Source organism: Micromonospora sp. KC723 (genome assembly GCF_004348595.1).
Classification (GTDB): domain Bacteria; phylum Actinomycetota; class Actinomycetes; order Mycobacteriales; family Micromonosporaceae; genus Micromonospora.
The window spans coordinates 1-11,366 of the sequence record NZ_SMKD01000160.1 but is presented as its reverse complement, the minus strand read 5'-3'; the positions used below and the strand labels follow the sequence as shown (position 1 = coordinate 11,366).

The window sequence follows — 11,366 nt, the reverse complement described above, 5'->3', positions numbered from 1 at the left end:
TGACCGGGGAGGCGGTGACCTCCACGCTGGGGCTCGGCGGGCAGACCGGCTTGAGGTTGGGGTTGGCCGGGTCGTCGCTGGTCAGCTCGGCCAGCCGGCGTTGCGCGTCCGGCTCGTTCTTGGCCTGGATGCCCTGCTTGACCTGTTCCTGCGCGGCGAGGGTCAGGTCGTCCAGCCGGGCCGGGCTCTTCGAGTGAACCTGGGATAGGTCGAGGCCGGCGACCTGGCCGGGCACCCCGCGGAATACCGCGAGCTGCCCCTCGTCGGTCGCCCCGACGTAGTACTGCCGCTGGGTGTAGCTCCAGCCGGCGAAGACGCCACCGCCGAGGATGACCAGCAGCGCCAGCAGCATCGCCAGGGTGCGCAGCGGCCGGCGGCGCGGCCGGTCCGGCTCGTCGTCCTTGGCGGCCGGGTCGTCCTCGGGTGCGGGCGGGCGCGGCGCGGAGAGGGCGGAGGCGCGAGCCGCCGGGGTGGACACGTCGGCGGCGGTGGCCATGCCTCGGTCCCGGGAGGCGGCGCCGCCCACGATCGGGGCGGCCTCGACGATGTCCTGGTCGGTGGCGTCCGCGATGATCACGGTGATGTTGTCCGGCCCGCCGCCGCGGAGCGCGAGCTGCACCAGGCGCTCGACGCACTGCTGCGGGTCGGCGTACTCCCGCATGGTGTCGGCGATGGTGTCCGCGCTGACCACGCCGGAGAGGCCGTCGCTGCAGATCAGGTAGCGGTCGCCGGGAAGCACCTGGCGGACGCTGTATTCCGGGTCGATGTCCCGACCGTCGAGGGCGCGGGTGAGCAGCGAACGCTGGGGGTGGCTGCTCGCCTCCTCCGCGCTGATCCGACCCTCGTCCACGAGCATCTGGACGTAGGTGTCGTCCTTGGTGATCTGCGCGAACTCGCCGTTGCGCAGGAGGTAGGCCCGGGAGTCACCGATGTGGACCATGCCGAGCTTGCTGCCCGAGAAGAGGGTGGCGGTGAGCGTGGTGCCCATCCCCTCCAGCTGCGGGTTGGCGTCCACGGTGTCGCGGAGCTGCTGGTTGGCGGTGCCGACGGCCTGACGCAGCGCGTCGACGAGCGCGTCCCCGGGGACGTCCTCGTCGAGCGGTGCCATGGCGCCGATGACGATGTTGCTGGCGACGTCACCGGCGGCCATGCCGCCCATGCCGTCGGCGACGGCGAGAAGCCGCGGCCCGGCGTAGACGGAATCCTGGTTTCCGTCACGGATCAGACCGCGGTCGCTGTGGGCCGCGTAGCGCAGGGTCAGAGTCATGGCCGTAATTCGAGGGAAGTGCGGCCGATTCGGATCGGCACGCCGAGGGGGACGGGGGTTGGTCCGGTGACCTTAGCGCGATCCAGGTACGTGCCGTTAGTCGAGCCGAGGTCCTCGACGAACCACTGGCCGTCGCGGGGCACCAACCGGGCGTGCCGGGCGGAGGCGTAGTCGTCGGTGATCACGAGGGTGGAGTCCTCGGCCCGGCCGATGGTGATCTGCGCCTCGCCCAGGGTGATCCGGGTGCCGGCGAGCTGGCCGGCGGTGACGACCAGCTGGTGCGCGGCCCTGCCCCGCTTGACCTTCGCCGGCTTCCCCGCCTGCTGGGTCGACGCGCCGACCCCCCGTGGCGCGGCCACCAGCCGGCCCGACCGGGCTCCTGCGAAGAGGTCACGGCGGATGACGCCGACCACCGTGAACACGAAGATCCACAGCAGGATGAGGAACCCGAACCGGGCGACGGTGATCACGAGCTCCGGCAAGGCGGATCAGCCGTCCACGCGGAAGGTCAGGGTGGTGGTCCCGAGCTGGATCATGTCGCCGGGGTTGAGGGCGACCGCGGAGACCCGCTGACCGTTGACCATGGTGCCGTTGGTCGACCCGAGGTCGGTCAGCACGACCTGGCCGCCGTCGAAGTCCAGCCGGGCGTGTCGCCGGGAGATCCCGACGTCGGGCAGGCGCAGGTTCGCCTGGTCGCCACGACCGATCACGGTCGAGCCCATCTGGAGCGGGTAGGTGCGGCCGTCACCGGAGACCAGGCGGACGTTGCGACCGGCGCCGTGCCCGGGCGGCGGGCCGTAGCCGCCACCCTGGTCGTACGACGGGTACGCCGGCGGGCCGGCGTCGTAGCCGCCGGGCGCCGAGACCGGCGCGACCTCGCCGCCGGTGTAGACCTCGGCGGTGACCCGGAACATACCGGTGTCCAGCCCCTCACCACGCTCGATCTCGACGATAACGTCGCCGTAGACCGTCCAGGCCTGCTCGCCGATGAACTCCGCCTGCGACTGGGCCAGCTCCTGGGCCAGCGCGGCGGCGTACGGCGCCAGCCGGCTGTGGTCGTAGGGCGAGAGATCGATCACGTAACGGTTCGGCACCAACGTGCGCCCACCAGCCAGGATGGCCTTGTGCGCCTCGGCCTCCCGCTGCATGGCGTTGAGGATCTCCACGGGGTGGACCACCCCTTTGAAGACCTTGGCGAAGGCCCCTTCGACCAGGCCTTCCAATCGCTTCTCGAAGCGTTGCAGCACGCTCACCGGCTCCTCCTCGGGTCCCGAGGACATGATGGTATCCGTCCGGCGCGCGTGCAGCTCGCGCGCCGCTCGGCGGCCTCGTGGTGGCCCGTTCTCAGGTAGCGCCTCGGGCGTGCTACTGTTTCGTCCGCCGCGAACGGTGACCGCTCCACGGAGGGTAGCCGATCGGGGCGCGACCGAGGGCACCGCGGACGTCCGGCCCCGCTGACGACAGTGGGATCCACAACGGCTAGAGTGTTCGAGGTCGAAGCCACGGGGAAGTGGCGGAATGGCAGACGCGCACGGTTCAGGTCCGTGTGCCCGAAAGGGCGTGGGGGTTCAACTCCCCCCTTCCCCACCAGATCGACGAGGGCTCCGCGATGGCGGGGCCCTCGCTGCATGTCAGGAGCCGGGCGGACGTATCGGGGCGTGCCGGACGTCACGCTATGCTCCGGTGGTTTCCCAGCCTCCTACTGAGGAGTGGCGTGTGAGTGTCGCGTTGGTGACCGGGTCGGGTGGTCTGATCGGCTCCGAGGCGGTCCGGCACTTCGCCGGTCTCGGCCTGGACGTGGTCGGCATCGACAACGACATGCGGCAGGAGTTCTTCGGCGCCGAGGCGTCGACCGCGTGGAACGTCCGCCGGCTGGCCGACGAGCTGGGGTCGGCGTACGCGCACCACAGCATCGACATCCGCGACCGGGACGCGCTGGCGAAGCTCTTCGCCCGGTACCGCCGGGACATCGCCGTGGTGATCCACACCGCCGCGCAGCCGTCGCACGACTGGGCGGTCCGCGATCCGTTCACCGACTTCGACGTGAACGCCGGCGGCACCCTCAACATCCTCCAGAACGTGCGGGAGCACTGCGTCGAGGCGCCGGTGATCCACTGCTCGACCAACAAGGTCTACGGCGACCGCCCCAACAGCCTGCCCTTCGTGGAGCTGGAGAGCCGGTGGGAGATCGAGCCGGGGCACCCGTACGAGCAGGGCATCCGGGAGGACATGTCGATCGATTCCTGCCTGCACTCGATCTTCGGCGCCTCGAAGGTCGCCGCGGACGTGATGGTCCAGGAGTACGGCCGCTACTTCGACATGCGCACCGCCTGTTTCCGGGGCGGCACGCTGACCGGTCCGGCGCACTCCGCCACCGAGTTGCACGGCTTCCTCGGGTACGTCATGCGCGCCAACATGGAGCGCCGCACGTACAAGATCTACGGCTGGCAGGGAAAGCAGGTCCGGGACGCCATCCACAGCTCGGACGTGGTCTCGGCCTTCGAGGCGTTCTTCCGCGCTCCCCGCTCGGCGGCGGTCTACAACCTGGGCGGCGGCCGGCACTCCAACACCTCCATGCGGGAGGCCATCACCCTGGCCGAGCAGATCACCGGCCAGGAGATGATCACCGAGTACGTCGAGGCGAACCGGGTCGGCGACCACAAGTGGTGGATCGGCTCGAACGAGGCGTTCCAGGCCGACTACCCGGACTGGAAGCAGGTCTACGACGTACCCATGATCATGCGGGAGATTCACGAGGCCAACGTCGACAAGTGGGTGCCGCAGGCATGAGCGGGCAGGGTAAGCGCAACGTTCTCGGCGTCCTGGTCGACGCCACCGACTACGCCTCGGCGACCGAACAGGTGGTCGCGGCGGCCCGGGAGCGCCGGCCGCTGGCGCTGACCGCGCTGGCCGTGCACGGCGTGATGACCGGGGTGCTGGACCCGGCGCACAACGCCCGGCTGAACTCCTTCGACGTGGTCACCCCGGACGGCCAGCCGGTGCGCTGGGCGCTCAACCTGCTGCACCACGTCGGGCTCACCGACCGGGTCTACGGCCCGCTGCTCACCCTGCACGTGCTGCGCCGCGTCGCCGAGGAGGGCCTGCCGGTCTACCTCTACGGCTCCACCGAGGAGACCCTGGCCCGGCTCATCCCCGCGCTGGAACGGAAGTTCCCCGGCCTCAAGATCGCCGGGGTGGAGCCGTCGAAGTTCCGCACGGTCCAGCCGGGTGAGGACGTCGAGATCGCCGACCGGATCAGGGCCAGCGGCGCGCGGCTCGTCCTGGTCGGGCTCGGCTGCCCGCGCCAGGAGGTCTTCACGTACGCCATGCGCCCCCTGCTCGACATGCCGCTGATGGCGGTCGGCGCGGCCTTCGACTATCACGCCGGCCTGCTGAAGCAGCCGCCGGCCTGGATGCAGCGGGCCGGGCTGGAGTGGTTCTGGCGGCTGGGCCTGGAACCGAAGCGGCTCTGGCGCCGGTACGTCATCCTCAACCCGGCCTACCTGGCCCGGCTCGCCGCGCAGAAGACCGGCCTGTGGAAGGCCCGGCCGCCGGCCCCGGCCACCGAGCGCCCGTCGACCTTCGCGGTCTGATCCGGTACCCGCACCGGGGCCCTTCCCGCCGGTGGGCGGAAAGGGCCCCGTCGTACCCTGGGCGTCAGAGCGTCAGCGTCCAGGTGTTGATGTGGCCGGTGTCACCGGAGTAGACGTCCCGCACCTGGAGCCGCCAGGTGCCGTCCGCCGCCTTGCCGGACAGGTTGACGGTGTAGGTGGTGTTGACGTTGGCAGCGCCGTCGAAGATGCTGCTGTTCTTCAGCCGGTACGCCGAGCCGTCCGGGGCGATCAGGTCGATGACCAGGTCACCGCGGTAGGTGTGGACGATGTCCACCGCGACCGTGGAGGTCGCCGACGCGTTGCGCCCGCAGCCGGCGATCACGATCGAGCTGGAGACCGCCGATCCGGCGTCCGGGACCGCCACGTCGGTGCCGTTGGTACCCGAGCAGCCGGTGCTGGTGCCGGTGACGGTCAGCGAGTACGTCGCGGTTTTCGTGCCGGAGGCGGCGGTGCCCGTGACGGTCACCGCGTACGTGCCGGCCGGCGTGCTCGCCGAGGTGGCGATGGTGAGCGTCGACGAGCCGCCGGAGGTAACCGTCGCCGGGCTGAACGAGGCGGTCGTCCCGGCGGGCAACCCGCTGGCCGACAGGCTCACCGACTGGGCGGCACCGTTGGTGGTGGCGGTCGCCACGGTCGCGGTGACCGAGCCGCCCGGCGCGGTCGAGCCGGACGTCGGCGACACCTGGACGGAGAAGTCGTTGGTGGGCGGCGGCGTGCCGTCGTTCACCACGTACAGCAGCCGGTTCGGCGAGCCGGTGCCGGGGTTGCCGACCACGTTGGGGGTGGCGTTGTTCACCAGGCTGTCCCGGACCTGCTGCGGGGTCCAGGTGGGGTTGGCCGAGGCCACCAGGGCGGCGGCGCCGACCACGTGCGGGGTCGCCATCGACGTGCCGCTGATGGTGTTGGTCGCGGTGTCGTTGGTGTGCCATGCCGAGGTGATCGACGAGCCGGGAGCGAAGATGTCCAGGCAGGTGCCGATGTTGGAGAACGACGACCGGGCGTCGCTGTTGGTCGTCGAGCCGACGGTGATGCCCTCGGCGGTCCGGGCGGGCGAGGTGTTGCAGGCGTTCGCGCCGGTGTCGTTACCCGCCGCCAGGCCGTAGGTGACGCCGGAGTTGATGGAGTTCCGCACGGCGGTGTCGAGGGTGCTGTTGGCGCCGCCGCCGAGGCTCATGTTCGCCACGGCCGGCTTGACCGCGTTCTGGGTGACCCAGTCGACCCCGCCGATGACCCCGGCGTTCGTGCCGCTGCCCTGGCAGTTCAGCACCCGGACGCCGACCAGCCGGACGCCCTTCGCCACCCCGTACGCCGAACCGCCGACCGTGCCGGCGACGTGCGTGCCGTGGCCGTTGCAGTCGTCGGCGGAGCCGCCGTCGACCGCGTCGTAGCCGGAGACGGCCCGCCCGCCGAAGTCGCTGTGGCTGAACCGGATACCGGTGTCGATGATGTAGGCGTGCACGTTGCTCGCCGTGTTCGGGTACGTGTAGGAGCGGTCCAGCGGCAGGTTCCGTTGGTCGATCCGGTCCAGGCCCCAGGATGGCGGGTTGGTCTGCGTACCGGAGATCGAGACGGTGTGGTTCTGCTCGACGTACGCCACGCTGGGGTCGGCGGCGATGCGGGCGGCGGCCCGCGCGTCCACCCGTACCTCGAAGCCGCGCAGCGCGGCCGCGTAGGTGCGGGCGACGCTGCCGCCGTGCCGGCCGACCAGTCGCTGTGCGGTGTCGCCGACCCGGGTGCGGGCGACGGCGCTGTCCTTGAGGACGACGATGTAGCTGTCCGCCACGGCGGTGGGGCCGCCCGCGGCGCGGACCACCCCTACGGGCTCGGCCGCCGCCGCCGGCGTGCCGGTCGCGACCACCGCAAGGGCGGCCACCCCGACGAGTACGGACCTGTGTGCAAGAGCCATCCCTCTACCTCCTTCGACCAACCACCCACCGTCGCCCGTCATGGTCAGGCTGATCAATGGATTCCGATCCCTTGAGGGTGGCGGGTGGAAGCGCGGACGCACACATGCCGGTTTGCCCATACCACCCGAGGGATGTACCCCCTACGGGACACGTTGGGGGTGCGACCGGGGACCGCCCCGGATTCACCGACGTCGAAAAAGGGCAAGGCTGTCCGGTATGGAGAGTCAGCTCGTCGTCCTGGTCCCGATCGCCGTGGTGTGGCTGGCCGCCGGGATCGTGGTGGACGGACTTCCCCGGCTGGACCGCGCCCGGACGCTGCGCCGGCGGACCGGGTGGCTGCTCACCCTGACCCTGACCGGCCTCGGCCTGACAGCGGCGGTGCTGCTCACGGACCTGGCCAGCACCGGCGACACGCCTGTCGACCGGGCGGCGGCGGGGCTGACACTGGCGGTCGTTCCCGGAATCGTCGTCGCTGCCTGCGCGGTACGCCGCGCCCGTCGGCTCCGCTCCGGCGCGGCGGCCCTCGCCACCGCCCCGGGCACCCCCGCGCCGTACGGCCTGCGGGCCACCGCGGCGCACCCGCTGATCGCCCTGCCGGTGCAGATGACAGCCCTGGCCACGGTGCCGCCGGTGCTGTCGACCGTCGGGGTCGACCTCGCCGCCGGCCCCGGCATGACCGGCCCGGCCATCACGGTCGGCGGGATCGTGGTCATCGCGATCGGGGTGCGCCACGCGCTCCGGCACAGCCGGCTCGCCGAGCGGGCGCTACCACCGGCCCTGACGCCCACCCGGACGCCGGTGTCAGCGCGACCGGCCGGAGCCCTGCACGTATAGCAGTTCGAGGATCGCGCGGGTCGCCTCGAACCAGCGGTCCAGCCAGCCCGGCGGCGGCACGCTGCCCTTGGGCGGCAACTCCAACAGCAGGCCGCGCAACAGTGGGTGATCGACCAGCGAGTCGCTGGCACCGATCGGCCAACCGGTCGGCGGGAACGACGGCTCGGTGAGCGGGTTCGGGTCGAGGGAGGGCAACGACAGCGGCCCGACCTGTTCCGGCGCGGAGGAGCCGGAATCCCGCCCGCCGATCTCGGCGTCGGTGGACACGACCTCGGTCAGCACGGTGTCCCGGCGCGCGCCCCGGTACTTGCCGCCGAACCGCTCGGTCTTCCCGGGGCCGTTGGTGAGGTTGTCTGAACCGATCGTCGTCATCCGTCTCGCCTGCCTCGCTTGGTTGCCGATCCCTGGTGCGGTCGACCAGCGCCGTACCGAGGGGTTCAACGAGACGGGACGGATGTGGCGACGGGCCGGCCGGGAGATCCCGGCCGGCCCGCCCTCAACGCCACGCTGCGTTGGTCAGTGTGAGATGAACGCGCCGCTCCGCGCGCCGGCGACGAAGGCGTGCCAGTCGCCCGGAGCGAAGACCAGGGCCGGGCCCGTCTTGTCCTTCGAGTCCCGAACCCCGACCGCCCCCGTCACGTACGCCACCTCGACGCAGTTGTCGCAGTTCGGCCCGCTCTTCGAGCTCTTGAACCACGTCGCCTGCGTCAGGTCCACGGGGTACTCCTTGGTCGCCATTTCCACAGCGGCTCCTCTGCCAGTTTTGCGATGTGAGCTATGGATTCCTCCGGGCGGATGGCCGCTGCTCGAATGTGATCGAAGATGAAGCTGTACTTCTGCAGTTCGTCGGTCTTCTCCAGAAAGAGCCCACCTGTGGCGTTCTCCGCGTACACGACATCCGGATCACCCGGTTCAGGGAAGCTGAGAATGGTGAATGTGCCGTCCATGCCGGCGTGCGCCCCCACCTCGAAGGGCAGGACCTGCATGGTCACGTTCGGCAGTTCGGCCACCTCCACCAGCCGTCTGAGCTGGCCACGCATCACCTCGTCGCCGCCCACCGGCCGACTCAGCACCGCCTCATCGAGCACCACCCACAGATCGACCGGATCGTCCTGGGTCAACAACGACTGACGCCCCAGACGGACACGCACCCGTTGTTGCACCTGGTCTGTGGTGAAGTCCGGGCGGGCCGCCCGGATCATCGCGCTGGCGTACTCCTCGGTCTCCAGCAGGCCCGGTACCACCTGCTGCTCGTACGCCCTTATCGAGCTGGCCGCCGCCTCCAGCCCGACGTACGCCCCGACCAGCACCGTGCTGTACGGGTGCCACCAACCCTTCTGCCGGGCCTCCCGCGCGATCTGCACCAGCTCGTCGCTCTCCGCGCCGACCACGCCGTAGATCCGCAACATGTCCCGGACGTCCCGGGGCGTGGCGGAGGTGTGGCCGGTCTCGATCCGGGAGATCTTCGAGGCGGAGCACTCGAGCTGTTCGGCGACGGCCTCGATGGTGATCCCGGCGGCCTCCCGCTGCCGGCGCAGTTCCGCCCCCAGCCGCCGACGCCGGATCGTGGGGCTGCGCCGCTCGCTCACCGCGCCGCTCCGCGGACCGCGGGACGGCGCCGCTCGTTCCTCGCGCTCACCCGGTTACCTCCGGTCGCTCGCGCCTGCGTCGACACCCGCCGAGGGCGCGACCGGATGGCGGGCGATCGTTCGCGGCAGGGGGTGGTGCCGGTCGTCGACCGGCCGCGTCGGGCGAAACCGGCGTCCAGTGTGCCGCTCCGGGGTCGGCGTCATCAAGCGCCTTGTTCACGTGTCGTACTCACGTATCGGCAAAAGTCGACGTGCAACTTGCATGTCGCACGACGCTGATGCAATCTGTCCGTATGGCTCGGGTCACTGACCGTCTCCGGACGATCTCCCGCCGTGGTGAACCCACCGGCGGAAGGGCGGGCGGGCGTCCCAGGCCGACCGCGACGAGACCTGCCCCGGGGTGAAGACCCCGCCGCTGTACGCCCGACGGCTGCGGCGGCGGGAGCGGTACCCGGGAGCAACCGGGTGATGGTCGGGTGGCGGTCCGCCACCAGCGGGTACGGCCCGACCAGCACCAGCGTTTCCACCGGCCCACGGGGCACCACCCGGTGACGGGCCCGCATCACTCCCCCCGATCGAATCCGGTCGGCGCCATGCCGGCCATTCCTCCCCAGGAGCCCATGTGCTTCCCCGCTCTGGTGACGTACTGCACGTGACTCGCGCGGCGAGTGTCCAGTTCATCCGGCCCATCATGTTCCGGGTCATCCGGGTACTCGACTGGCCGACCTACGACGGTTGGCTCTGGCTCGACGGCTACGAGTTGAACGCGGCGGGGGACGCGGTCAACCGGCGGTCGATCTTCGTCCAGCAGGCGGGCCTCCGCACCCTCCAGGCGGCGCCCGTGCCACGGCCGCACACCGTACGGCCCCGGCGGCCACTCAACCGCGCACCCGTTGCGGTGGGCTGAGCTCCGCCGTTATCCCGCCGGAAGGCGTGCCGTCGCCATAGACTCGGTACGCCCACCCCGGCGACAGTCACCACCCCGCGCGTCCCGGACCCTGAACCTGGGATGGCCATGCTCGAGATGCCCGCCGCGCGGCGGAACCACAGGTCCCGTAAGAGTCACACCTTCGGTCTGATGGCGATGGTCGGTGCCGCCCTCACGCTCGTCGTGCTGGTGCGGTACCCGGCCGAGTCGGCGACCCGGCTGGCCGAGCCGGTGCCGGCTCCCGAGATCACCGTCGTCGAGGCCCCGCCCGACGGCGGGGGCCTCGGCGACCCGGACGACTGGGCCGCCCCCGAGGGCGGTCTTCCCGACGACGCCCCCGCCCACGTCGGCCCCGGGCCCGACGCCGGGCCGGCGGACGACGTTCCCGCCGACGCCGGGCCGGTCGTCGCCGACGGTCCGATGCCCGGCACCGCCCCGAGCAGCGGCACCGCCCCGACCGGCGGCATCGAGCCGGGCGGCGGCGCGGGCGAGGCGGCGCTCGCCGACGCCCCGGCAGGACGGTCGGACGTAGACCGGCGGCAGACCCTCAGTCGGTCGCTGTTCTGGGCCGGGTTGCTCGGCTTGACGGTCTCGCTGGCCGGCCTGGGCCTGGTGGGCAGCAGACGCCGACGGTGGTGACCGGTCAGGGGGTGGCGGTGGCCCCGGCGGTCGGCTCCTCCGGTTCGCCACTCGACGGAGACGGCGACGTAGCGGCGGCGACCACCAGCGTCACCTCCTCGCCGGGGGATACCAGCGCTCCGGCCTCCGGGTCGGTTTCGATCACCGTGCCCGGCACCCGGTCGGCCGACTCCCGGGTCTCCACCCGGTACGGCAGGTCGAGCCGGTCCAGGATCCGCTCCGCCGTCGCCCTGGGCAGCCCGACCAGGGGTGGCATCGGCACCTGGACAGCGTCGGTGGCCGGCGGCGTGCTGGCCGGCGCGCTGGTCGGCGCGGCGCTGGTCGGCGCGGCCGTGGTCACCGGCGCTCTGGTCGGCGCCGGGGGCGGGGCCGGCGCGTCGTCCCGCTCGTCGGTCGCGCGCAGCGCCAGCCAGATGCCGGCACCCAGCGCGCCGAGCAGGAGCAGGGCCAGGATCCCCAGCAGGATCGGCGTCCACCAACGGGTTCCGCCCTGCTCCTCGCCGTACCACATCGGTTCGGCATAGTCGGACGGCCGAGGCGGCGGCACCCCGGCCCGGCCCGACCAGACGGCCGGGGGCGGTTCCGGTG

13 protein-coding genes and 1 tRNA gene are annotated in these 11,366 nt (G+C 71.7%); 6 read left to right on the top strand and 8 right to left on the bottom strand.

Annotated elements, in window-relative coordinates:
- From E1165_RS25020 to E1165_RS25010, 3 genes are all read right to left on the bottom strand, one after another.
- Positions 1-1,267: PP2C family serine/threonine-protein phosphatase (locus E1165_RS25020; RefSeq protein WP_132394188.1), on the bottom strand; the 1,267-nt coding region annotated here is incomplete at its 3' end.
- The gene (locus E1165_RS25015; RefSeq protein ID WP_091293936.1) at positions 1,264-1,749 is read right to left on the bottom strand and encodes an FHA domain-containing protein; all 486 of its coding nucleotides are present in this window, start codon (positions 1,747-1,749) and stop codon (positions 1,264-1,266) included. The genes E1165_RS25020 and E1165_RS25015, both read right to left, overlap by 4 nt.
- Before the next feature lie 6 nt (positions 1,750-1,755).
- A complete protein-coding gene (locus E1165_RS25010; protein WP_132394187.1) occupies positions 1,756-2,547 on the bottom strand; it encodes a DUF3662 and FHA domain-containing protein in 792 nt (263 codons plus the stop codon).
- Positions 2,548-2,771: 224 nt separating this feature from the next.
- Between E1165_RS25010 and E1165_RS25005 the strand changes: the two genes are divergently transcribed.
- The 3 genes from E1165_RS25005 to E1165_RS24995 all read left to right on the top strand — a co-directional run bounded on the left by E1165_RS25005 (position 2,772) and on the right by E1165_RS24995 (position 4,860).
- Positions 2,772-2,857 (top strand) — tRNA-Leu (locus E1165_RS25005).
- A gap of 126 nt (positions 2,858-2,983) precedes the next feature.
- Positions 2,984-4,057 (top strand): NAD-dependent epimerase/dehydratase family protein, encoded by a 1,074-nt coding sequence (locus E1165_RS25000; RefSeq protein WP_132394186.1) that lies wholly within the window; start codon positions 2,984-2,986, stop codon positions 4,055-4,057.
- Positions 4,054-4,860: a WecB/TagA/CpsF family glycosyltransferase gene (locus E1165_RS24995; protein ID WP_132394185.1), complete on the top strand. Its 807-nt coding sequence runs from the start codon at positions 4,054-4,056 to the stop codon at positions 4,858-4,860. The genes E1165_RS25000 and E1165_RS24995 overlap by 4 nt, the downstream gene beginning before the upstream one ends.
- 64 nt (positions 4,861-4,924) lie before the next feature.
- Here the strand turns inward: E1165_RS24995 and E1165_RS30545 are convergent, their stop codons facing one another.
- Entirely contained in the window at positions 4,925-6,787 is a 1,863-nt protein-coding gene (locus tag E1165_RS30545; RefSeq protein WP_132394184.1) for a S8 family serine peptidase, read from the bottom strand.
- 217 nt (positions 6,788-7,004) lie between these two features.
- Here E1165_RS30545 and E1165_RS24985 point away from each other — a divergent pair, with 217 nt between their 5' ends.
- Entirely contained in the window at positions 7,005-7,622 is a 618-nt protein-coding gene (locus E1165_RS24985; protein WP_132394183.1) for a hypothetical protein, read from the top strand.
- Here E1165_RS24985 and E1165_RS24980 read toward each other — a convergent pair.
- The 3 genes from E1165_RS24980 to E1165_RS24970 all read right to left on the bottom strand — a co-directional run bounded on the left by E1165_RS24980 (position 7,590) and on the right by E1165_RS24970 (position 9,211).
- Positions 7,590-7,994 carry a hypothetical protein gene (locus tag E1165_RS24980; RefSeq protein ID WP_132394182.1) on the bottom strand — a complete coding sequence of 135 codons (405 nt, stop codon included), beginning with the start codon at positions 7,992-7,994 and terminating at the stop codon, positions 7,590-7,592. The genes E1165_RS24985 and E1165_RS24980 overlap by 33 nt on opposite strands.
- 144 nt (positions 7,995-8,138) lie before the next feature.
- The gene (locus E1165_RS24975) at positions 8,139-8,360 is read right to left on the bottom strand and encodes a DUF397 domain-containing protein (RefSeq protein ID WP_132394181.1); all 222 of its coding nucleotides are present in this window, start codon (positions 8,358-8,360) and stop codon (positions 8,139-8,141) included.
- Positions 8,330-9,211 (bottom strand): helix-turn-helix transcriptional regulator, encoded by an 882-nt coding sequence (locus E1165_RS24970; RefSeq protein WP_132394180.1) that lies wholly within the window; start codon positions 9,209-9,211, stop codon positions 8,330-8,332. Before E1165_RS24970 ends, E1165_RS24975 begins: the two co-directional genes overlap by 31 nt.
- A gap of 622 nt (positions 9,212-9,833) precedes the next feature.
- Here E1165_RS24970 and E1165_RS24965 point away from each other — a divergent pair.
- Both E1165_RS24965 and E1165_RS24960 read left to right on the top strand, forming a co-directional pair.
- A complete protein-coding gene (locus tag E1165_RS24965; RefSeq protein ID WP_132394179.1) occupies positions 9,834-10,118 on the top strand; it encodes a hypothetical protein in 285 nt (94 codons plus the stop codon).
- A 108-nt stretch (positions 10,119-10,226) separates the two neighbouring features.
- Positions 10,227-10,778: a hypothetical protein gene (locus E1165_RS24960; RefSeq protein WP_132394189.1), complete on the top strand. Its 552-nt coding sequence runs from the start codon at positions 10,227-10,229 to the stop codon at positions 10,776-10,778.
- 4 nt (positions 10,779-10,782) lie between these two features.
- On the opposite strand, the gene E1165_RS30540 is transcribed toward E1165_RS24960, so the two are convergent.
- Positions 10,783-11,366, bottom strand: a 584-nt coding sequence (locus E1165_RS30540) for a PASTA domain-containing protein (RefSeq protein ID WP_132394178.1), incomplete at its 5' end; no start/stop codon positions are given.